20 protein-coding genes are annotated in these 22,806 nt (G+C 63.2%); 6 read left to right on the top strand and 14 right to left on the bottom strand.

Features of this window, described 5'->3' with window-relative positions; all coding sequences use genetic code 11:
- The first annotated feature begins 15 nt into the window (after nucleotides 1-15).
- Nucleotides 16-2,826 carry an aminomethyl-transferring glycine dehydrogenase gene (gene gcvP, locus AC0L2U_RS23605; RefSeq protein ID WP_473602728.1) on the top strand — a complete coding sequence of 937 codons (2,811 nt, stop codon included), beginning with the start codon at nucleotides 16-18 and terminating at the stop codon, nucleotides 2,824-2,826.
- Here the strand turns inward: gcvP and AC0L2U_RS23600 are convergent, their stop codons facing one another.
- From AC0L2U_RS23600 to cpaB, 10 genes are all read right to left on the bottom strand, one after another.
- Entirely contained in the window at nucleotides 2,827-4,002 is a 1,176-nt protein-coding gene (locus tag AC0L2U_RS23600) for a GGDEF domain-containing protein (RefSeq protein WP_128288514.1), read from the bottom strand.
- Nucleotides 4,003-4,162: 160 nt separating this feature from the next.
- Nucleotides 4,163-4,633, bottom strand: coding sequence for a hypothetical protein (locus AC0L2U_RS23595; protein ID WP_127320645.1), 471 nt, complete (start codon nucleotides 4,631-4,633; stop codon nucleotides 4,163-4,165).
- A gap of 184 nt (nucleotides 4,634-4,817) precedes the next feature.
- Nucleotides 4,818-5,639: a PA3715 family protein gene (locus AC0L2U_RS23590; protein WP_473602727.1), complete on the bottom strand. Its 822-nt coding sequence runs from the start codon at nucleotides 5,637-5,639 to the stop codon at nucleotides 4,818-4,820.
- 134 nt (nucleotides 5,640-5,773) lie between these two features.
- On the bottom strand, nucleotides 5,774-6,736 hold the full coding sequence (locus AC0L2U_RS23585; RefSeq protein ID WP_127270729.1) for a type II secretion system F family protein: 963 nt from the start codon (nucleotides 6,734-6,736) through the stop codon (nucleotides 5,774-5,776).
- Nucleotide 6,737: 1 nt separating this feature from the next.
- Entirely contained in the window at nucleotides 6,738-7,703 is a 966-nt protein-coding gene (locus AC0L2U_RS23580) for a type II secretion system F family protein (RefSeq protein WP_127327445.1), read from the bottom strand.
- 4 nt (nucleotides 7,704-7,707) lie between these two features.
- Complete coding sequence (locus tag AC0L2U_RS23575; RefSeq protein WP_127810562.1) at nucleotides 7,708-9,129, bottom strand: CpaF family protein; 1,422 nt, start codon at nucleotides 9,127-9,129, stop codon at nucleotides 7,708-7,710.
- The gene (locus AC0L2U_RS23570) at nucleotides 9,126-10,340 is read right to left on the bottom strand and encodes a CpaE/TadZ family protein (RefSeq protein ID WP_013531961.1); all 1,215 of its coding nucleotides are present in this window, start codon (nucleotides 10,338-10,340) and stop codon (nucleotides 9,126-9,128) included. The genes AC0L2U_RS23575 and AC0L2U_RS23570 overlap by 4 nt, the downstream gene beginning before the upstream one ends.
- 49 nt (nucleotides 10,341-10,389) lie before the next feature.
- Nucleotides 10,390-10,659 carry a hypothetical protein gene (locus AC0L2U_RS23565; protein WP_127269273.1) on the bottom strand — a complete coding sequence of 90 codons (270 nt, stop codon included), beginning with the start codon at nucleotides 10,657-10,659 and terminating at the stop codon, nucleotides 10,390-10,392.
- A 4-nt stretch (nucleotides 10,660-10,663) separates the two neighbouring features.
- Nucleotides 10,664-12,082, bottom strand: a complete 1,419-nt coding sequence (locus AC0L2U_RS23560) for a type II and III secretion system protein family protein (protein WP_473563714.1) — start codon at nucleotides 12,080-12,082, stop codon at nucleotides 10,664-10,666.
- A 57-nt stretch (nucleotides 12,083-12,139) separates the two neighbouring features.
- Nucleotides 12,140-13,066, bottom strand: coding sequence for a Flp pilus assembly protein CpaB (cpaB, locus tag AC0L2U_RS23555; protein WP_245481739.1), 927 nt, complete (start codon nucleotides 13,064-13,066; stop codon nucleotides 12,140-12,142).
- Between the two features lie 237 nt (nucleotides 13,067-13,303).
- Here cpaB and parE point away from each other — a divergent pair, with 237 nt between their 5' ends.
- Complete coding sequence (gene parE, locus AC0L2U_RS23550; RefSeq protein ID WP_127270722.1) at nucleotides 13,304-15,358, top strand: DNA topoisomerase IV subunit B; 2,055 nt, start codon at nucleotides 13,304-13,306, stop codon at nucleotides 15,356-15,358.
- Between the two features lie 44 nt (nucleotides 15,359-15,402).
- The gene (locus AC0L2U_RS23545; RefSeq protein WP_127395788.1) at nucleotides 15,403-17,469 is read left to right on the top strand and encodes an FUSC family protein; all 2,067 of its coding nucleotides are present in this window, start codon (nucleotides 15,403-15,405) and stop codon (nucleotides 17,467-17,469) included.
- Here AC0L2U_RS23545 and AC0L2U_RS23540 read toward each other — a convergent pair.
- On the bottom strand, nucleotides 17,466-18,590 hold the full coding sequence (locus tag AC0L2U_RS23540) for a DUF2336 domain-containing protein (RefSeq protein WP_127395787.1): 1,125 nt from the start codon (nucleotides 18,588-18,590) through the stop codon (nucleotides 17,466-17,468). The two genes, AC0L2U_RS23545 and AC0L2U_RS23540, sit on opposite strands and share 4 nt — an antisense overlap.
- 150 nt (nucleotides 18,591-18,740) lie before the next feature.
- Here AC0L2U_RS23540 and AC0L2U_RS23535 point away from each other — a divergent pair, with 150 nt between their 5' ends.
- A complete protein-coding gene (locus AC0L2U_RS23535) occupies nucleotides 18,741-19,193 on the top strand; it encodes a MaoC family dehydratase (protein WP_023810497.1) in 453 nt (150 codons plus the stop codon).
- Between the two features lie 3 nt (nucleotides 19,194-19,196).
- Nucleotides 19,197-20,078, top strand: a complete 882-nt coding sequence (locus AC0L2U_RS23530) for an HpcH/HpaI aldolase/citrate lyase family protein (RefSeq protein WP_128290192.1) — start codon at nucleotides 19,197-19,199, stop codon at nucleotides 20,076-20,078.
- Between the two features lie 7 nt (nucleotides 20,079-20,085).
- Here the strand turns inward: AC0L2U_RS23530 and AC0L2U_RS23525 are convergent, their stop codons facing one another.
- Entirely contained in the window at nucleotides 20,086-20,760 is a 675-nt protein-coding gene (locus AC0L2U_RS23525) for a methyltransferase family protein (RefSeq protein WP_292137928.1), read from the bottom strand.
- A gap of 108 nt (nucleotides 20,761-20,868) precedes the next feature.
- On the opposite strand from AC0L2U_RS23525, the gene AC0L2U_RS23520 reads away from it, so the two are divergent.
- On the top strand, nucleotides 20,869-21,600 hold the full coding sequence (locus tag AC0L2U_RS23520; RefSeq protein WP_128289476.1) for a TetR/AcrR family transcriptional regulator: 732 nt from the start codon (nucleotides 20,869-20,871) through the stop codon (nucleotides 21,598-21,600).
- On the opposite strand, the gene AC0L2U_RS23515 is transcribed toward AC0L2U_RS23520, so the two are convergent.
- Both AC0L2U_RS23515 and AC0L2U_RS23510 read right to left on the bottom strand, forming a co-directional pair.
- Nucleotides 21,597-22,205, bottom strand: coding sequence for a flavin reductase family protein (locus AC0L2U_RS23515; RefSeq protein ID WP_127810565.1), 609 nt, complete (start codon nucleotides 22,203-22,205; stop codon nucleotides 21,597-21,599). The genes AC0L2U_RS23520 and AC0L2U_RS23515 overlap by 4 nt on opposite strands.
- Entirely contained in the window at nucleotides 22,206-22,790 is a 585-nt protein-coding gene (locus tag AC0L2U_RS23510) for a nitroreductase family protein (protein ID WP_128289477.1), read from the bottom strand.
- Nucleotides 22,791-22,806: the final 16 nt, after the last annotated feature.

Below are 22,806 nucleotides of genomic sequence, written 5' to 3'. Positions count from 1 at the left end.
TCAGGACTTATTGACATGACCGCAGCACCCTACCCCTTCTCGGCCCGCCATATCGGTCCCGGCCTCAACGACACCAGGGCGATGCTGGCCGCCATCGGCGTGCCCTCGATCGAGACACTGATCAGCCAGTCCGTACCGAAGTCGATCCGGCTCGATCGGCCGCTTGCCCTACCAGCACCGGCGAGCGAAGCGGAAGCGCTGGCCGAACTCTCGGCTGTCATGTCCGGGAATACGGTGCTGAAAAGCTTCATCGGCGCCGGTTATCACGGCGTCCATGTCCCGCCGGTTATCCAGCGCAATCTGTTCGAGAATCCTGCCTGGTACACGGCCTACACGCCCTATCAGGCAGAGATCAGCCAAGGCCGGCTCGAAATGCTGTTCAACTTCCAGACGCTGGTCACCGAATTGACCGGCCTGCCGGTGGCCTCGGCCTCGCTGCTGGATGAGGCAACCGCCGTGGCCGAAGCCGTCGGCATCGCCTTGCGCCACCACCGTGACAAGCGAACCAAGGTCGCACTTGCCGGCACGCCGCATCCGCAAACGCTGGACGTGGTGCGCACCCGTGCCGAGCCGCTCGGCATCGAGATCGATGGCGAAACGATCGACGACAACACCGCCGCCCTGCTTGTCTCCTGGCCGGATACATTTGGCATCTATGGCGATCACAAGGCAGCGATCGACAAGGCGCGCGCGACCGGGGCTATCGTCGTCTTCATCGCCGACCCGCTCGGCCTGACGCTGACCGACGCGCCGGCCAAGCTCGGCGCCGACATCGCCGTCGGCCCGATGCAGCGTTTTGGCGTGCCGATGGGCTTTGGCGGCCCGCACGCGGCCTATTGCGCCGTCTCCGACAGGCTCACGCGGTTGATGCCCGGCCGCCTGGTTGGCCAGTCTACCGACAGCAAGGGCCGGCCTGGGTACCGGCTTGCCTTGCAGACGCGCGAACAGCATATCCGCCGCGACAAGGCGACCTCCAACATCTGCACCGCGCAGGCGTTGCTCGCCAACATGGCGACTGCCTATGCCATCTGGCACGGCCCCGCCGGGCTGCAGGCGATTGCCGGGCGCATCCACACGCTGGCCAATCGTCTCGCCTCCGGGCTCAAAGCAGCAGGTATCTCCGTGCTCGGTTCAAGCCGCTTCGACACGGTGACGGCGGAGGTGAAGGGCAAGGCAACTTCGATCGCCACTGCGGCTGAAAAGGGTGGCAGATTGCTGCGTGCCGTCGATGCCGACCATATCGGCATTGCCTTCGACGAAACTTCGACCGAGGCCGATCTCGACGCAATAGCGGCCCTGTTCGGCGCCAAGGCTGGTGTCTCCGCCGACAGCACGGTGCCCGGCAAGCCGCGCGGCAAGGAGTTCCTGACCCAGCCTGTTTTCCACGAAAACAAGTCGGAAACCGAGATGATGCGCTTCCTGCGCCGGCTCGCCGACAAGGACCTGGCGCTCGACCGCGCCATGATCCCACTGGGGTCCTGCACCATGAAGCTCAACGCCGTCGCCGAGATGATGCCGGTGAGTTGGCCGAGCATTGCCAATCTGCACCCTTTCGCCCCGGCCGCGCACTCGACAGGCTACCGTGCCATGATCGGTGAGCTGGAGGGCTGGCTGTCGGAGATCACCGGATTCGACGCCGTCACCTTGCAGCCCAATGCCGGGAGCCAGGGCGAATATGCCGGCCTGCTCGCCATCCGCGGCTATCACCGCTCACGCGGCGACAACCACCGCACCGTCTGCCTGATCCCCTCCTCGGCGCATGGTACCAATCCCGCGAGCGCGGCGATGGCCGGCATGAACGTCGTCGTCGTGCGCTGCACCGAAGACGGCAACATCGACATGGACGACATGAAGGCCAAGGCGGCTGAACATGCGCAAAATCTCGCGGCGCTGATGTTCACCTATCCCTCGACGCATGGCGTGTTCGAGGAAGGCGCACGCGATCTCTGCGCACTGATCCATGAGCATGGCGGCCAGGTCTATTTCGACGGTGCCAACCTCAACGCGCTGGTCGGGCTTGCCCGTCCCGGCGATATTGGCGCCGATGTCTGCCACATGAACCTGCACAAGACCTTCTGCATACCGCATGGCGGCGGCGGACCCGGCATCGGGCCGATCGGCGTCAAGGCGCATTTGAAGCCGTATTTGCCCGGCCATGTCACCGAAGGCTCGGCGCACGCCGTCTCCGCCGCCCCCTTCGGCAGCGCCTCGATCCTGCCGATCACCTGGATGTATATCCGCATGATGGGCGCCTCGGGCCTCAAGCAGGCGACCGAAACGGCCATCCTGTCCGCCAACTACATCGCAACGCGGCTCGGTACGCATTTCCCGGTGCTCTACAAGGGCAGGCAGGGACGCGTCGCGCATGAATGCATCCTCGACACCCGTGTGCTCAAGGACAGTGCAGGCATCAGTGTCGACGATGTCGCCAAGCGCTTGATCGATTATGGTTTTCACGCGCCGACCATGTCCTTCCCGGTCGCCGGCACGCTGATGGTGGAGCCGACCGAGTCCGAGCCCAAGCGGGAACTCGACCGCTTCTGCGAGGCCATGATCGCCATATCGGCAGAGGCAGCAAAAGTCGCCAGGGGCGAATGGCCTTTGGCCGACAATCCGCTGGTCAACGCGCCGCACACCGCCGCCGAGGCGCTGGCGGGCCAGTGGAACCATCCCTACTCGCGCCTGGAAGCGGCCTATCCGGCCGGCGACGCCGACACGGCAGCCAAGTACTGGCCCCCGGTGTCACGCATCGACAATGTCGCCGGCGACCGCAACCTGGTCTGCTCGTGCCCGCCGCTGTCGGATTATCTGGGTGCCGCGGAGTAATTACGCTGAGCGCAAGGCCGGCTTGATCGGCTCGGCCTTGCCCATCCTCTTGCGGCTGATGACGCAATTTCGTCCGGCGCGTTTGGCGGCATAGAGCGCCGCGTCCGCCTCGGCGAGCACGTTGTCCAGCCTGCTGCCGCTTGCCTCGCCAAAGCCGATGCCGCCGCTGACCGTGCTGCGCAACTTGCCGAGCTGGGTGGGGACGATTTCGGTGCCGAACGCCACGCCTATCTTGCTGGCGAGATCGTAAGCCTTTTCATCCGTCATCCGCGACATGACGATTGCGAACTCCTCGCCGCCAAGGCGAAAAGCGTCGACGCCGGGCCGGGCATATTTCTTGATGACGGCGGCAAAACGGCACAAGACCTGATCCCCTACCGGGTGACCGTAGACATCGTTCGTCCGCTTGAAATGGTCTAGGTCGAACATGACGATGGACATGAACGGACCGAAACTCCGTTCGCCGTAGAGCGACGTCAATGCCCGGCGGTTCAGCAATCCTGTCAGCGGATCGGTCATGGTCTCGGCCTTGAGTTCGATCTGCGCCTGCAGATGATGGAGGGAGAGCGTCAACGCTCCGAGGCCGGTCATGCAGGCGACCGCCACTACGGAATTCAATCGTTCGGCCCAGTTGTCGGGCGCAACCCCGAGCGTCCATTGCCCCTTGGTCAGCAGAACCACGCCGCAAAGCGCAAAAGACATCGCGCAGGTGCCGCTCAGAAACGAAACCACCAGAAGGATGCGGCGATCGTGACTGCCGTTGATCCAGAACATGGCGCCGATCGCCGACAGCAGCGCCGTCACCGTGGTGTAGGTGACTATGAAGCCAATGCCGTCAAAGCCCATAAAGGTCACGACGGCACAAATGGCCATGGCGGCAAGCGCAGGTGCAACGGCACGTCCGTAGCCGGGCATCCCCAGAAATTGCATGGCCGACAAGCAGATGATCAGGAACCCCAGGCTGAGCAGCGCAAGCACAATCTGACAAAGCAGTGGATCGGGATCCTTTGTGTACCGCCAGAACAGGATCACATGCGCGACGAGCACCAGAATTCCGCACGCAACCGTCAGCACGAAACCTGCCTTGGGCGCGGTGAACCAGATCGCAAACATGGTGACGCTAAGGCATATGCCCGACAGCGCGGCTGCGAGCAGGAGCGAACTGAAGTCCAGCATATCGGGCAAGGGCCTCTTGAGCGTCGGCGGTTGCGCTGCATTCTAGGTCAGCGGCAGCCCTCAGATACGGGTTTTCAGGCGATCCATCGATGCAACCTGCGGATAGGGTTTACAAAGCGTCGATGGCACGTGTCCCGAAACCGGACCCATGGATGCGAGATCAACCCTTGTTCAAGAGAGCGAGGTTGGCGTTGACGACTGTTGGATCGGCCATGCCGGCCTTCGCTTCGAGCAGCAACGCCTTGGCCTTCTTGCGATTGCCGCGCAGCAGTTGCGAATAGCCCATATTGTTGACGATCTGCGGCTTGCGGCCGGCGACCTTCAAAAGCTGGCCGTAGGCTCGGTCGGCGAAGTCGAAGCGGCCGAGTTCATCATAGGAAGCGGCGAGCCCCATCCAGGCCTCCGCATTGTCGGCTTTCAACTCGACGGCCTTGCGGAAGTGCTTTTCGGCGAGGCCGTAATTGGCGTCGCGAAACTGCGCCTTGCCTTGCGCCAGATCGGAGGTTTCGGTGTCTTTTGCCGCCGGTTGGATGGCGGTGGTCTTGGTGGTGTCGACGCCACTCGTCGTACAGCCAGACATCATCAAGACGGCCGCCATTGCGGCCATTGCCGTGAAATTACTGTGACGCATGCCCCTGCCTCATCGCCCGATTTGCCGGGTCGTTCTCAGGAAACACAATATATCAGCGGCGATTAAACTTCGGTGCCGAAACGCCGCCAAAATTCGGCTTCGGGCACACCAGCCATTAACCACCAGGCACCAGACGAAGACCTATTCCTAAGAGAATCCCGGCAGCAAGGAAGCGAGCGGCCTTTCATGGCCCCATGACCTTGAGTACTTCGGGAACCGGATAGCGGTTGCCGTCATAGCGCAGCCGGTAGGTCCGTTTCACCGGCTTGCCGGGATGGGACTGGCACTCGCCATCCTTGTCGGGAGACGGGTCATCGGTTTGCGTCCGCTCGAGCGCGACCATGTCGTGATAGCCGTGATGGCTCGTCGGGCTCATTGCCAGGCTGACCTCGGTCGAATGAAAGGATCCCGCGCAATTGGTGTCGCCCTCGCCGCCATTGCCGGCCACGACAAGGCCATCGAGTACCAGGCGCAGGGCATCGTCGGCGAGAACATAAAGCCGCAGGTCGGTTTCGCTGAAGGGATTGGCCTGCGAATGGTTCGCGATTTCGATGCGCAGGCCGAAGGCCATCACCCCGGGCGCCAGCCTGTAGCGGCCGGTATCGAACTCGATCTTGCGGATGGCGATGGCATCATCGGCGATCAGCCCCGGCTGGAGCAGGCGCTGGCGCACCTGCAGGCTGTTCATGTCGACGACCAGAAGCTCGATATCGCCGACATGGCCGTCGTCGCTGGATTGGGCGCTGTCGATCAGCGGCACGGCTACCAACAGCAGGTCGTCATGGGCAGGCCAGATCTTGCAGCTCAACCCAAACGGCGTGTCGCCATCCGTCAGGGCGATGCTGAAATGGGGTTCGAGCGTGAATGAGGTGCCGTCGGCGCGCTTTCGAGCTTTGGGGTAGGCCTGCTGCACCAGGGCGGCGGCATCGCCGCAATCGTCGGCCACGGCGCAAGCGGGCGACAGGCTGGCTGCGGCAAGGCCGAGGAAGAGAGTGCGCAACAGCATGGACTTTTCACCTGCAAGGCCGAGTACGGTCATAACAATGGTTTGTCAGTCCCCTTGCTAGGACTTTTGTGGGGCGCTCGCCAGAGCCGGACGATTTCAGCTCGAATCGAAGCCTCACACCTTTCGGCATCATGCTATTGCGCCGTCATTTTGACGATGACTGGAATGGCCGCGATCATCAGCACCACCGGCAGGATGCATACCACCACCGGCACCGACATCTTGGCCGGCAGAGCGTGCGCCTTTTCCTCGGCCAACGACATACGCTTATGGCGCATGTCGTCGGAAAAAACGCGCAGCGCCCCCGACAGGCTGGTGCCGAGTTCCTTGGACTGCTGCAGCAGCGTGGCGAAGGAACGCACCTCGTCCAGGCTGAGGCGGTCGGCGAGCGCCTTCAGCGCATCGTCGAGGCTGCGCCCTGCCCTCAGCTCCAACGACACCAGCTGCAGGTTCTGGCTGAGCGCGGGATAGGTCTTGGCGAGTTCCTTGGAGACGCGCTCTATGCCCGCCTCCATGCTCATGCCGGCATCCGAGCAGACAATCATCAGGTCCATGAAATCGGGAAAGCCGTTGCGGTACTCACGCCTGCGTTCCCGCACTTTCTGGCTCAACACCAGGCCGGGCAGGAAATAGCCGGCCGCTCCCGACAGGATGACGAATGTCCAGCGACTGGCCATCGTCGCGTCCGGGCTGGCCATCCACCGGTTGAGCACAAACACACCGATTGCCGTGCCGATCATCGCGCTGAACCGGATCAGGAAGAACGTGCCGACAGCGCGCGGCTCCATGTAGCCCGCCTGGATGAGCTTCATGCGCAGCCGGGCGACATTTTCCGGATCGCTCCTGGCGTAGAATTCCTGCGCCCGCTTCACCGCCTTCTCGCGCACGACGCCGGTATTCTTCTTCTGCACCGGCTCTGGTTTGGCGGCCACGGGGCCGTTGTCGACCCTGAGCCGGCGCATGACCTCGTTGCGGTCGCCCTTCGCCATGACAACAGGCCAGGCAACAGCGGCAGCACCCGCCGCCAGCAGCAGGATGGCCACCGGCATCAATGAGGTCGGCGCAAGCGAGGCGAGGAATTCGATGAAGCCCTGCATGTCAGAACTTGAAATTCGACATCTTGAACATGATCAGATTGCCCAGCATCAGCCAGGTGATCGAGCCGCCGAGCAGGTACCAGGTTTTCGCCTCGCCCCAGACGTCGCGGTAGAAGCCCGGCATCAGCGCCATAATGGCGGTGAACAGCAACGCCGGCACCGCTGTCAGGATGTAGGCCGACATCCGACCTTCTGTCGCAATGGCGCGCACCTTGCGGCGCAGCTTGCCGCGCTCGCGGATCGTCGTCGCCAGGCCGTCGAGGATCTCGCGCAGATTGCCGCCCGAACTGGTCTGGATCGAGACGGCGGTGACGAACAGCGGCAGATCCTCCTGGCCGACCCGGTCGAACAGCGAGTTCAACGCCGAAACCAGATCGGAGCCATAGGTCACCTCGTCGGCGATGACGCCGAACTCGGTGCCGATCGGGTCGGGCATCTCGCGCGCCACCATGGCGATCGCCACCGGCACCGGGTGGCCGGCCTTCAGGCCACGCGTGATCAGTTCCAGCGCCTCCGGCAATTGCATGCCGAACCGCTTTACCCGGCGCTTGCGCTTGAAGCGCAGCGTGATCACCGGCAGCACCGGCACAAGCACCACAAACAGCACAAGCCCCATCAGCGGCGGCAAGCCGTACCAGATGGCGACCAGGGTCATCGCCATCGCCACGCCGCAGCTGATCATCAGGAATTTCGACAGCGGCATGATCATGCCCGACTGGGTTCGCAAAGCGCGGAACCGATCCAGCGAAAACAGCGGCGTGCCTGCGTCGAGGCCGCGTTCCTTGCGCAGTTGGACAAGCACCTGCTCCTGGCTGATCTTGTTTTCCTGCAGCTTCATGCGCCGGTTGATGGCGGTGCGCTTGTCGCTGCGGCCGGCATAAAGCAGGTAGCAGGCCTCGGCGATCAGGATGCCGGTCAGCGCGGCCGCGGCATAAACGACATAGATAGCGCTCATTCCATCGAACACTTGGCTACTCCTGCGGCCGGCCGGGTTCGAAATATCGTCCGGGAAACTCGATGCCCATGGCACGCAGATCCTCAAGGAAGCGCGGCCGGATGCCGGTCGCCTCGTAGTGGCCCAGAATCCTGCCGTCGGCCTCCATGCCGGTACGCACGAAGCGGAAGATCTCCTGCATCTGGATGACATCTCCTTCCATGCCGGTCACCTCGGCGACACTGGTCACCTTGCGCTTGCCGTCGGACAGGCGCGTCAGCTGAACGATCAGGTCGAGCGCGCTGGCGATTTGGCTGCGGATCGACTGCACCGTCATCGGCATGCCGGTCATGCCGAGCATCTGCTCGAGCCGCGAAATGGCGTCGCGCGGCGTGTTGGCATGGATGGTCGCCATCGACCCTTCGTGGCCGGTGTTCATTGCCTGCAGCATGTCGAAAGCCTCCTCGCCCCGGCACTCGCCGAGGATGACGCGGTCGGGGCGCATGCGCAGTGCGTTCTTGACCAGGTCGCGCTGCTTCAGCTCGCCATGGCCTTCGATGTTAGCCGGACGTGTTTCCATACGCGCGACATGCGGCTGCTGCAGTTGGAGCTCGGCCGCGTCCTCGATGGTGATCAGCCGCTCGTCCTCGGGAATGAAGGCCGACAGCGCATTGAGCATGGTCGTTTTGCCGGTGCCGGTACCGCCCGAAATGATCGTCGTCTTGCGGGCATGCACGGCCGCCGCCAGCACTTCGGCCATGTTCTGGGTGATGGCGCCGAATTCGACCAGTTTGTGCAGGCCGAGCTTGTTCTTGGAGAATTTTCGGATCGACACCAGCGGCCCATCGACCGCAACCGGGCGGATGGCAGCGTTGAAGCGCGAGCCGTCCAGCATGCGGGCATCGACCATCGGCTGCGATTCGTCGACGCGGCGACCAACCGCGGCGACGATCTTGTTGACGATGCGCAGGAGATGCGCCTCGTCCTTGAACGGAATGTGGACCGGCTGCAGCTTGCCCTTCTTTTCGACAAAGCAGTTCATGTGGCCGTTGATCAGGATATCGTTGATGTCCGGGTCCTTGAGCAGCGGCTCGAGCGGACCGAGGCCGACCATCTCGTCGACGATGTCGTCGACCAGCGCGTCAAGCTCGACGGTGTTGATCGCCATCCGCTCCTGCTTGGTCTTTTCCGACACGAAATCATGCACTTGCCGGCGCATCTCATCCTTCGGCAAACGCTCCAGCGCGACAAGATTGATCTCTTCGAGCAGCAGCCGGTGGATACGCACGCGCGCATCGAGCACCTTGTTGGCATTCTTTGCCGGCGCTGTGTCCGGCTTTGCCGGCAAAGCCTTTCGGCTGGTCGGAATGACGACGGCATGATGGGCGACCGGCGTCGTCTCAGGCACGCGCTGCGGAAGCGCATCGCGGTTCTGCAGGGCGGAGAAGCGGCTGGTCATCCGGCTTTCCTCTTCAGCAATCCACGGCCCATGCCAAACAGCGAGCGCGATTTCGCCCGGGTTGGGACCGCCTCCTCCGGCAGGATGATCTTCTTCAGATCGTTGACGACATTGGCGTTTGGATCGATCTCGTGCAACGGCACGCCGCGATCGACCGCCTCGCGCACCAGCCGATAGTTGTTGGCGATACCGCCGACGAAATGCTCGCCGAGAATTTCCTGGACGTCCGCCTGCTTGATGCCGTTGTCGAACATCTTCTGTTCGAAACGGTTGACGATGACGTTCGGCTTCACTTCCTTGCCGGCAGTCTCGTAGACCGCCTGGATCAGCCGCTGGGTGTGGCGCAGGCACGGCACCGTCATTTCCGCGACGATGTAGAGCTTGTTGGAACCGAGCAGCACGGTTTCCGTCCATGGAAACCAGGTGCGTGGCATGTCGATGACGACATTGTCGAAATAGGCCGAAACGAGGTCCAGCATGCGCACCACGACATCGGTCTTGAACGAGCGCATCTCTGCTGGATGCGCCGGTGCCGCCAGCACGCACAGCCCGCTGGCATGCTTGGACAGCATCACGTCGAGCAGTTGCCGGTCGAGACGCTCGGGCTGGTTCTCGATCTCGGTGATGTCGAAACGCGGTTCGAGGTCGAGATATTCGGCACAGGCGCCCTGCTGGAAATTGAGATCGACGACGCAGGTCGACGCGCCGCGCGTCACCGAGTGATGCAGCTGGAAAGCGGTCTGCAGCGCCAGCGTGGTGGTGCCGACGCCGCCCGCGGCAGGCATGAAGGTGTAGATCTGCGATTCGGTGTTTTCCTCGCGCCCGGGTCCCTGCAGCGCCCGCACGACGGAGCGCACCAGATCGGCCGTGGTGATCGGCTTGACCAGGAAATCCGCGACCTTGAGCTGCACCAGAATGCGCACCGCGGCGGCGTTGAACTCCTGGGTGACGACGACGACCGGAACCTTGTCCTCCAGCCGGCGCATAATGCGCTGCAGCGACTCGACCTCCTCCAGCCTTGCCGCATCCATGTCGACGATGATGGCGCCGAAGTCGGCTTCCTGGATCTCGCCGCGCAACTCGGTGACGTTCTTCTCCACCGTCGAGAGCTGTATGATCTCGGAGGCGGAAAATGCGGTGCGCGTGTCCTGCGCAAATGTCCTGTCGGTCGATACGAGCAGGATCTTCCTGGTCTTGATGCCGTTTGCCATTCTGTCAGCCTGTCAGGTCGATCGACCGTTGGATCAGTTGCCCGTGGGATCAATTGGTCGTGCTGGACTGCGACGCCTTGGCACCGGCCGCCTGATCGGGTGTGACAGCCGCGGCACTGCCTCGTTGGGCCGGCACCAGGAGCCTGGTGTTCTGGACCCCGTATTTCCAGGGATCGACCATCTGCATGACGGTGTTGGCGGCCTGCGCATTTCCGGCGCCGGCCGTCGGCCCTTCGCTGCGCACATAGTCGTCGCTGGTGCAGCCGGCGGCAAAGCCGGTCAGCAGCAAGGCGACGCTCGATCCAAAGACCAGACGCATGGCTTCAATCCTTCGGCAGGTCGAGGAAATGCCCAGCCGAAGCGGCCGCTGCAGGTTGAGTGACGCGGCCGTCTGCCAGCGCCACGGTGCGACCGGCATCGGAATCCTTCACTTCCTCGGTGTTGTTGAGAAAATAGTCGGCGTTGCTGGCCGGCTGCGTGCCATCTGTCGGCTCGATGAGCTTCTTCGACGGATCGACCGGCTTGACCAGATAGGGCGTCACGATGATGACGAGGTCGGTCTCGCGCCGCTGATAGGATTTCGAGGAAAACAGCGCCCCAAGCACCGGCATCTTGCCGAGGCCGGGAATGCGCGACGTGGTGATGTCGTTTTGCGACTGCAGCAGTCCAGCGATCATGAAGCTCTGGCCGTTCTTCAGGTCGACCGACGTCCTGGCACGGCGCACGATGAAGCCGGGAACCGAGATGGTGCCGATATTGTAGGAGGCCGATGCGTCGATCGAGGAGACTTCCGGCGCGATGTCCAGACTGACCAGCCCATCCTTGAGGACGGTCGGCGTGAAATCCAGGCTGACGCCGTATTTCTTGTAGCTGACCGAGATCTTGCCGTCGTCTTCGGAGACCGGGATCGGGAATTCGCCGCCGGCGAGAAAGCTCGCCGTCTGGCCGGACCGGGCGATCAGGTTCGGCTCGGCCAACCGACGGGCGAGACCGCGTTCCTCGAGCGCCTTGATAGCGATATCGATCGACACGCCGTTCGACAAAAGCCTGCCGATGATCTCGCCGGTGCCGGCGGCCGGCACTGTACCCGGATCGATCGAGACGTCGCGGCCACCGAGGCCGTAGGCAAAATTGGCGGCGTATTTGGCGCCCAGATCCTGACCCGCCTGGCGGTTGATCTCGACAAAGCGGACATTGAGCTGGACCTGCTGCGACGATGAGATGTTGACCGAGTTGATGACCTCCTCGGCGCCGGAAAAGCGCGTCGCGATCTTGTTTGCCTTTTCGGCGGCGACCGCGTCATCCGCCTCGCCCGACAGCACGACCCGGCCATTGGCCGATCCGACCTTGATCCTGGCATCCGGCACGCTGGCCCGAATGGTGCTGGCCAGCTGGTCTGTGTCGAGCGTCACCTCGATGTCGACGGTGCCGACAAGCTGCTTCTTCTCATCGAACAGCGCAATGCCGGTAGTGCCGAGATTGTTGCCGAGCACGTAGAAGGATTTGTCGGTCAGCGGATTGACGTTGGCGATCTCCGGGTCGCCGATGACGATCTGGTAGAAGGCGGCACTGGTCATGATCGTCTTCGGCTTGCCCTTGGCAACCTTGATCGACGCATTCTTGGTCGACGACACATAGACGATGTCGTTGTCAGCTCTCGCCGAGGCGCCGAAAGCCAGCATCGCGGCAGCAGCCAGCGAAGACGCGACAGCCACCGCACGCAAAATGCGCAACCGCCCCATGACCCGATATGTGAACAGCCCGAACATTGTCCCGTCCCTCACCCAGTCCCCACTGGCTTATTTCTGGTCCCGCGAAGGAACCTGGTATTCCTCGGCCTTCGTGCCGCGCGTTACGATGACCGTCTTGAACTTCGGTTTCTCCGGCTCCTTGGTGACGGCGTCGAACACCGAGCCGGCCGCGGCCTGCACATCCGAGGCGACCGATCCGCCGAAGGAGGAGATGGTGGTGACGCCGTTCTTGCCGTCACCGCCTTCGCTGGCGGACCGAAGCGACAGGGACAAGGTGCCGACGGTGCGGGCCAACGCCACTTTCTGCGCGCCGTCTGTCGTCACCTCTATAGTCACCGAATTGGAAATCTGCGGCGTCGTCTGGCGCTCGTCGGCGCCCTGCCCGACGCTCAGCACCTTGGCATCGGCGACGACGATCTCGGAGGTGATGGTCGAACCGGCGGCCCCTTGCGCATTCTTGGCCACTTCCTGAATTTCGCCGGCATCGCGCGTCAGCACCACGTCCACGCGGTCACCGGGCGTGACGAAGCCGCCGACACCGGCGATCTCATCGGTGCGGATGGTGACCGCCCGCATTCCAGGCGTCATCATGTTGGAGAGTGTCGCGCGGCCGTTCGGACCGGACAGCTTGGTCAGCAGCACCGGTTCGTTGACCTCGATCGGCGACAGCACCACGCGGCTGCCATCGGCAAGCAACGCATTGATGGTGGTGAAGGCGCCCTGCGGCACGGCCTCTTGCGACCACGGGATTTCGCTGAGCTGCGCGCGGTCGAGCGCCATGCCGTAGCGCAATGGGGCATTCGCCACCACGATGGTCTTGAACTCGACCTTCGGCACAACAAGTGCCGGGATCGACGACGTCTTCTCTTCGGAATCGGCCTCGGCCTGGCTTTTGACCCAGAAATCCGCGGCAAAGATCGAGATCGCCCCGAAAACGGCGGCGATGCCGATCATCGATATGGCCTTGCCCCTCACGCCTAAACCCCTGATATCAGCAGTTTCTTGTTTTGTTGGGCTCACGCTAGGCCGCATTGTTAAAGAATCAGGAATCTTGCGCGGCGGCATCGGACCTATTTCCGCCCGCTTGGTTATCGAATGGTTTTGGGTTAAGAGGGATCAGATCCCCGAACGGAACAGGAACCTCGGTCGCTTGGCGCTGAAAAGCGTGGCAGTATCGCGAGGTGATTCGCAGCACCGGACCCTATGGCAGGCATGGACGACAACAACGATCTCTTCGGCAATATGGACAAGCAGCCGCAGCCGGTTCGCACACCGGCGCGCCCGGCGGATCCGCTGGTGCAGGCCACCAAGCGTCCTGCCTCAATCAAGGATGGCAGCGAGGGCTATAGCGCTGCCGACATCGAGGTGCTGGAAGGGCTGGAGCCGGTGCGCCGCCGGCCAGGCATGTATATCGGCGGCACCGACGACAAGGCGATGCACCATCTGTTCGCCGAGGTCATCGACAATTCGATGGACGAGGCGGTAGCCGGCCATGCCACCTTCATCGATGTCGAGCTCTCGGCCGACGGCTATCTCGCCGTGACCGACAATGGCCGCGGCATCCCGATCGATCCGCACCCGAAGTTCAAGAAGCCGGCGCTCGAAGTGATCATGACGACGCTGCATTCGGGCGGCAAGTTCGACTCCAAGGTTTACGAGACATCAGGCGGCCTGCATGGCGTCGGCGTGTCCGTGGTCAACGCGCTGTCGGACCATCTCGAGGTCGAGGTCGCGCGGGGACGGCAACTGTATCGACAAAAATTCTCGCGCGGCGTTCCCGTGACCGGCCTGGAGCAACTGGGCGAAATCCACAACCGGCGCGGCACAAAGATCCGATTCCACCCCGACGAGCAGATTTTCGGCAAGGGCGCTGCGTTCGAACCGGCGCGGCTCTACCGCATGACGCGCTCGAAAGCCTATTTGTTCGGTGGTGTCGAGATCCGCTGGACCTGCGATCCGTCGCTGATCAAGGAAAAAGATCAGACACCGGCCAAGGCTGAATTCCATTTTCCCGGCGGCCTGAAGGATTATCTCAAGGCATCGCTCGGCGACGACTTCCAGGTGACTCGCGAAATCTTCGCCGGCAAGAGCGAGAAACAAGGCGGCCATGGCTCGCTCGAATGGGCGGTGACCTGGTTCGGCGGCGACGGCTTCATCAATTCCTACTGCAACACCATCCCGACCGGCGAAGGCGGCACCCACGAAGCCGGCTTCCGCAACGTGCTGACGCGGGGCCTGCGCGCCTATGCCGATCTCGTCGGCAACAAGCGCGCCTCGATCGTGACCTCGGAAGACGTCATGATCTCGGCGGCGGGCATGCTGTCGGTGTTCATCCGCGAGCCGGAATTCGTCGGCCAGACCAAGGACAGGCTGGCGACGATCGAGGCAATTCGAATTGTCGAGACCGCGATCCGCGATCCGTTCGACCATTGGCTGGCCGACAATCCGCAGGAAGCCTCGAAGCTGCTCGAATGGGTGATCGCGCGCGCCGACGAGAGGGTGCGCCGACGGCAGGAAAAAGAGGTGTCGCGCAAGAGCGCGGTGCGCAAACTGCGGCTGCCGGGCAAGCTCGCCGATTGCACGCAGAATGCCGCGGCCGGCGCTGAACTGTTCATCGTTGAAGGTGACTCGGCCGGCGGCTCAGCCAAGCAGGCGCGGGACCGCGCCAGCCAGGCGGTGCTGCCATTGCGCGGCAAGATCCTCAACGTCGCCAGCGCCGGCAACGACAAGCTCGCCGGCAACCAGCAGATCTCGGACCTGATCCAGGCGCTCGGCTGCGGCACGCGGTCGAAATACCGCGACGAGGATTTGCGCTACGACCGCGTGATCATCATGACCGACGCTGATGTCGACGGCGCCCATATCGCCTCGCTGCTGATCACCTTCTTCTACCAGGAGATGCCGGCACTGGTGCGTGGTGGCCACCTCTATCTGGCGGTGCCGCCGCTTTACTCGATCAGGCAAGGCGGCAAGGTCGCCTATGCCCGGGATGACGCGCACAAGGACGAGCTCCTGCGCACCGAATTCACCGGGCGCGGCAAGGTCGAACTCGGCCGCTTCAAGGGCCTGGGCGAGATGATGGCGGCCCAGCTCAAGGAAACCACCATGGATCCGAGGAAGCGCACGCTGCTCAGGATCGACGTGATCGACGCCGAGGCGGCGACCAAGGACGCCGTCGATGCGTTGATGGGCACCAAGCCGGAAGCCCGCTTCCGCTTCATCCAGGAACGCGCCGAATTCGCCGAGACGGAAGTGCTGGATATCTAGCCATCAGCCGGTTTAGCTTGCGCTTCTGATATGGAGACCAGCGTGTGATTGCGGCACGGCTGAAAGGCTATTTCGAAACCAGTTTGACCGACCTGACGCAACCGACGCGCTCGGACTGGATTTTCGCTCTTCGCACCGTTTCAGCCGGCCTGATCGCACTGCTGGCCGCCTACGCCCTAAAACTCGACCACCCGCAATGGGCCATGATGACGGTGTTCATCGTCGCCCAGCCGGTTGCCGGCATGGTGCTGGCGAAGGGCTTCTACCGGCTGCTCGGCACGCTGGTCGGCGGCGTCGCGGCGATCGGTATCACCACCGTATTCGGCACCAACCCCTGGGTGCTGGTGACGGTGCTTGCCGTCTGGATCGGCATCTGCACCTTCGTCTCGTCGCTGCTGCGCAATCCGGAAGCCTATGGCGCCGCGCTCGCCGGCTACACCGCAATGATCATCGGCCTGCCCGCCTTCGGACAGCCGCATCTCGTCGTCGACCTCGCGATCGCGCGATGTGCCGAGATCGTGCTTGGCATTGTCTGCGCCGGCCTGACCAGCCGCCTGATCCTGCCAAAACTGGCCAGCGACGCCATCGTCTCGCGCCTGAAACGCTGCATCCTCGATCTTGCCACCTATGCCGACGGTGCGTTCTCCGGCGGCGACCCGGCAACGCTGTCCGCGCTGCACCGGAAGCTGATCACTGATGCCCAGACGCTCGGCGAGATGCGCGCCTATGCCAGGCTCGAGGCGCCAAGCTTCGCGCCGCGCGCCCATCCGGTCCGGCGCACCATCGGACAGCTGCTCTCGGCCCTGTCGGCGGCACGCGCGCTGCATTCGCACGCCGCTCCGAAGAATGCGGCGCTCATTCCGGTACGCTCGGAACTGCAGTCGCTGGTCAGCGAGCTGGCGACCAAGCCCGGCGCGCTGAACGATACGGCGCTGTGGATGGCTCGGCTCGATGCGATTGCCGGAAACGCCCGGCAAATGCCCGATGCCTCGACCGAACAGGGCGACGACAGGGTCGGCACTATCACCCGCCTGACCATCGCCGCCGATTTCGCCGATGCGCTCAAGCAGGTGCTGCGCGGCCTCGATGCCTTGCGCGCGCCTGCCACGCGGTCGGCCAGGGGCAGCAGGCAGCCTGCGCTGGTGGTGCATCGCGATTACGCCGGCGCGTCGCGCAACGCCGTGCGCGCTGCCCTTGCCACGCTGCTGGTCGCGGCCTTCTGGTTGACGACGAAATGGTCGGAAGCGGCCGGTACGGTCATCCTCGTTGCTGTCGTATCGAGCCTGTTTGCTGCTCGCCCCGACCCTGTGCAGGTCGCCTGGGGTTTCTTCAAGGGAACGCTGCTCGCTTTGCCCTTTGCCTTTCTCGTCGGCCAGATCGCGCTGCCCGCTTTGCCGGGCTTCGGCTGGTTCATGCTGTTTGTCGTGCCCATCCTTGTACCGACGGCGCTGGCCATGGCCAATCCACGCTATGTCGGCGTGGCGACGGCCTTCGCCATCAACTTCCTCGCCTTCCTGAGCCCGCACCAGGCAATGACCTACGATCCCGTACCCTTCTTCGCCGGGTCGGCGTCGATCCTGGTCGGCATCCTGCTGGCGATCGGTGTCTTCATCGTCGTGCTGCCAGCCGATCCGTGGCTCGCGGCCAACCGCATCGTGCGCGCCATGCGCGAGGATCTGGCGCGGCTTTGCCTGCATGAGCGGGTGCCGAGGCGGTCGGCCTTCGAGAGCCTCGCCTACGACCGCATCAACCAGCTGATGCCGCTGGTGCAGAATGCCGGTCAGAAGGGCGATGCGGTTCTGGGCGGCGGAGTCGCCGCCGTCACCGTCGGCCTGGAGGTCCTTCGGCTGCGCGATGCAAGCCAAAGCCATGCCATTCCATCCGAGACCGCGCTTTCGATCGCCAACTTCCTGAGGGGACTGGCGCGCGAACTGCTTTTCCGCGCGCCCGGCGATCCACAGACCTCGACCGTCGCCGTCGCCCGGCAGTACGCAGCGAACATCGCCGAGCGAAACGGCACCGGCGAATTGCTACAAATCGCAGCATCGCTGCGCATCATTGCCGCGGCGATGGAGGATTTCCCGGACTTTTTCGCGAGGGATAAAGGCTAAGCCGCCGCTATCGCCAGTGCGTGGCCGCGTGCGTTCTCGCGCAGCGCGTCGAGATGGATCGACTTGACCAGCGTGGCAAGATCGCCTTCCGCGGACTGCCCGCCCTCCTCCTTGAGCATCAGCCAGCTGACCTCTTGCACACCGGCGACGCGCTTGCCGTTGGCAACCTCGCGCCAGATCTTCAGCGCACGCAGGATGATGGCATGGGTGACTGCGGCAAGTCCTGCGCTGCGGAACAGCGCCTGCAAGGCGACATCATGCCCGCCGGCAAGCAGCGCCCTTACCCTTTGTTCGGACTGCTGGCTGAGCGCGACCAGCGCCGAGCCGAAGAAATCGACCTTGCCATGCGCGATGGTGCGGATCAGAAAGCTCGCGGTAAGGTCGCCGCGCAGCCTGAGATGCTCGATCAGGGCCGCATGTTCTTCCTGGCGCGTGCCTTCTATCAGCGTCACCGAAGCCTTGACGCAGGCGTCGCGCATGACGCGGTCGGCTCGCGCCGCGCCCATCATCGCCATCACCAGTGGCGACGTTTTCAACATTTCGCCGAGCTTGACGAGCAGCATATGCCGACAGTCGGCCGGCAGCCTGATATCCGATATCAGCGCCTCGCGCACCAGCGGCAGGTGCCCATGCCGTTCGGCCATGCGGCGGAAGCTGAGCGAGGCGATGTCGGCGCCGCTGTTGGCGAGCAGCACCGCGCAGGCGTCCGCCTCGCCGATCTCGGCGATGGCCGCCGACAGCGCCATCGAGACGAGTGGCCGGTCGGCGATCAATTTCTGTGTCGCCTTCGGACTTGAGGCCACGCGGTTGATCAGGTCGGCGTCGGTGAGCAGCGGCGAGCGCGCCAGCACCACGCCGGCGACTTCCGGCTGGTCGGAGGCCAGCACGCTGATGATCTGCATTGGCGCTTGGTGGCTCATCGACAGCGCCTCGGCCATCGCCAGCCGCACCTTCGACGAGGCATCGTCGAGCAATAGCGTCAGCGCCGCCTCGGCGGCGCAACGGTCCTCGAAAGGCAATTCGGAATTGATATAGGCCCGGGCCAGAGCGCTCGCCGCCGCTGCACGCTCCGACACCCTGGCGGTGTAGATCCATTTCAGGAAATGCGAAACAACAACCATGCCCGCCTGCTTACGTCCCTTGTCAGAAGCTTCTGACCCCACTGACGACCGTAGGCAGAATTGGTTTACGAACCGTTCACCATGTTCATTAACTGGCTTGCGAGGCTGATTTGCAGCGCCTATCACCGTCAAGCACCTGAGGAGAAAGAAATGGCCGGGCTTTATCTCGAAGAGTTCGTTGTCGGCCATGTCTTCCAGCACACGCTGCGCAAGACCGTTACCGAAAGCGACAACATGCTGTTTTCGGTAATGACGCTGAACCCGCAGCCGCTGCATATCGACTTCGATTTCGCCGCCAAGAGCGAATGGGGCAAGCCGCTGGTCAACTCGCTGTTCACGCTCGGCTTGATGATCGGCATTTCGGTCAATGACATCACAGTCGGCACTACGGTCGCCAATCTCGGCATGAAGGAGACCGTGTTTCCGCATCCGGTCTTCCATGGCGACACCATCCGGGTCGAGACGACAGTCATCTCGGTGCGCGAATCCAGGTCGAAACCCGATCGCGGCATCGTCGAATTCGAGCATCGCGCCTACAACCAGCATGGCGATCTCGTCGCCAAATGCACCAGGCAAGCGATGATGCTGAAGAAGGCGATCTGACGCATGCGTTCGCTGCTGTTCGTCCCTGGCGATTCCCAGAGGAAACTGGAAAAAAGTTTTGGTGCCGGCGCCGACGTGATCATCGTCGACCTCGAAGATTCCGTGGCGCCGCACAACAAGGCGCTGGCGCGCGAGGTGGCGGCGCGCTTCATCCTGGAACGCAGGGCGCAAACCAGTTCAGCCATCTATGTCAGGGTCAACGACCTCACGACCGGCCTGACGGATGACGATCTGGTGGCGTTGGTGCCGGCACGACCCGACGGCATCATGCTGCCCAAGTCGAACAGCGGCCAGGATGTACAGCATATGTCGGCAAAGCTCAGGGTGCGCGAGGCCGAAAATGATCTGGCCGACGGCGCAATCAAGATCCTGCCGATCATCACCGAAACGCCGGCAGGCGTGCTGGCGGCGGCGACCTATACCGGGACAAGTGCGCGGCTTGCCGGCCTCACCTGGGGCGCTGAAGACCTGTCGGCGGCGATCGGCGCGCGCAGCGCCCGCGACGAGCATGGCCGCTACACGGACGTGTTCCGACACGCTCGCACCATGACCATACTTGCCGCCGGTGCGGCGGAGGTCGAGGCGATCGACACCGTCTTCCCGAATTTTCGCGACATGGCGGCCTTCGAAGCGGAATGCACCGAGGCCGAGCGCGATGGCTTTACCGGCAAGATGGCGATCCACCCCGATCAGGTGCCGGTCATCAACGCCGCCTTCACGCCGTCGGCCGAGGCCGTGAGACAATCGGCAGCAATCGTCGCCGCGTTCGCGGCAGCGGGAAGTCCCGGCGTTGTCGGCATTGACGGCAAGATGTTCGATCGACCGCATCTGCGGCTAGCCGAGCGGCTTCTGGCGCGGGCAAAGGCGGCAGGTGTTTCCGCCTGAGCGCCTGCTACCAAACCAATGGGATCAGGCGGTAACGGACCCGGGCCACATAGTCGTCATAGCCGCGCAGGCCGGTGCGAAGCGTCTTCTCTTCAATGAAGGTGCGGATGGCCAGGAGAACGACGATCACGAGTACCGACGCCAGCCCCCACCAGGAACCAAGCAGAAGTGCAGTGCCGGCGAAGAAAAGGATGGCGCCAGCGTACATCGGATGGCGGACGTAGCTGTAAGGCCCCGTGGAGATCACACGTTGTCCGCGTTCATCCTGGATCTTCACCACGGGCGCCGCGAAACTGTTCTCCAGCATCGTCAGATAGCAGATCCAGATTCCGAGCAGCAGGACGAGCGCGCCGACCACCTGCACCCAGACGGGAACCACGGACCAGCCGAAACGGACGTCGAACCCCATGAATATCTGCGAACCAAAGATGGCGAACAGTAGTATGGACAGCAGGACCTTGTCGGCCGTGTCCTGATTCTTCTGGATGGGAGAACTCAGCCGCTCATTCATCAGGCCGGGATCGCGCCTTGCCAGCGCCACGCCCAAGGTGAGACTGAGCCCCACCATCCCCACCAGATAGACCCAGGCCCCCGGCCAGTGCAGTGTGCCGGCCGACAGGAAGAGCAAGGCGCCCATGGCGCCAAACCAGACGAATGTTTGGAGGACCAATTTCGCGATCATGATCGACCTTTCATGATATCCGCTCACTTGCACTGGCAATTTCAGACCATCGGTCTACCATACCGACCAGCGGTCTGTAATTCAAGCGAACTGTGCAGAAGGTTCATCATGCCCCGTGTCATCAAGCATCCAGAGTTCAGGCGAGAAGAGCTTCTGGACCATGCCCAGACCCTTTTCCTGACGCAGGGCTATGACAAAGCGAGCCTCAACGACGTGATTGCGTCCGCCGGCGTCTCGAAGGGCGCCTTCTATCACTACTTCCCCTCCAAGGAGGCTCTTCTGGAAGCATTGGCCGATCGCTTTGCAAGACAGGCACTGGCTGGGGTGCAAGACATAATCGACGATCCGGACCTAGACCCGCTTGGCCGCCTGAATGGCCTGCTCAGCCAGTCGCGGCGGGCAAAGATCGAGACCGCGCCCGAAGCTTGGACTCTTTTCGAGACGATGTTTCGGCCTGAGAATCTGGTGCTTTTCCACCGTATCAATCTGGCCGCCAGCGCGTCGTTTTCACCTCTGCTGGTCAAGATCATCAGGCAAGGGATCGAAGACGGCACTTTCAGGACCTTCGATCCGGAAGGTGTTGCCGACATCGTCATGCAGTTCGGCATGGCCACGCATGACGTCGTTGCCAAGGCAATTGCCGGCGGCAGCGACGCCGACATGGAGATCGCGATCGAGGCCCTGGAGAAACGCGTCAGGCTCTACGAGATCGCTCTCGACCGCATACTGGGCCTGCCCGATGGAAGCATCCGGATCGGCGAGCCCGGCTATGTGCGCACCGTCATGACGGCCAGGCGGCGAAAGAGTGCCGGCAAGGCGCTGGCCAAGCCTGATACCTAGTCCTTGTCCCAGCGCGGCCGGCGCATCGAAAACACCTCGTCGACGCTGGCATAATCCATATAGCCGAGACGGGCGACATTGCCGGCCTTGGTGATGTCGAACAGGCCGTCTGTCAGGAAGGCGTCGTCGATGTGCACGCCGACCACTTCACCGGCAACAATCACAGCGCGTGTCGGCGATCCGTCCAGCGCCTTTGGCCGAAAGACTTCCGTCACCCGGCATTCGAGCGCGGCCGGCGCTGCCGCCACGCGCGGCGGCGCCACCAGCCGAGACGGCGCCATGGCAAGATCGGCATAGACGAACTCGTTGACGCCGCGCGGTGCGTTGACCGATGTGCGGTTCATCTTCTCCGCGAGATCGCGGCCGACGAGATTGGCGACGAACTCGCCGGTTTCCTGGGCGAAGGAGGCGCTGTCCTTCTCGCCTTCGGAGGAGAACCAGACGATGAAAGGCCGCGTAGAAACGGCATTGAAGAAGGAGTATGGCGCGAGATTGACCTCGCCTGCCCTGTTCAGTGTCGAAATCCAGCCGATCGGACGCGGCGCCACGATCGCCTTCGAAGGGTCATGCGGCAGGCCGTGGCCCTTTGAGGGTTCGTAGAACATTCAGCCCGCCCACGGCCCCGAATAGTCACTGTACAGCTTTGCCGGATCGGGCCGGGGCCGCTCCGGTGCCGGGCCGGCATAGGAGCCGATATGGATGAAGCCGATGACCCGCTCCTGCGGCGCCAGCCCCAGCAGCGCCCTGCCCTCCGGCACATCCGAATACCAGTTGCTGATCATGTTGGTGCCATAGCCCAGCGCATTCGCTGCTATCATCAGGTTCATCGCCGCCATGCCGCCCGACAGGAACATTTCCCATTGCGGGATTTTTGGATTCTCCCTGGGAATCGACACAACGCCGATCACCAGTGGCGCGCGCGAGAATCGCGCCAGTTCCTGGTTGCGGCGGCCTTCGGACAAGGGACCTTCCCGCTGCTCTGCAAGCGCTGCCAGTTGCCTGCCGATCTCGACGCGGGCGTCGCCACGGTAGAGGATGAAGCGCCAGGGCTCCAACCGGCCATGGTCGGGCACCCGGGAGGCAGCGGCGATCATCGTGGCGATCTCCGCATCGCTCGGCGCCGGCTCCTTCAAATCGGGGATCGGTGCGGAGTTTCGGGTGAGCAGGAAGTCGATGATCGGCGACGCCATGGGCGCAAGTCTCCTG

The organism is Mesorhizobium sp. WSM4808, from assembly GCF_055811675.1.
This window is presented reverse-complemented; position numbering and strand designations above follow the sequence as displayed.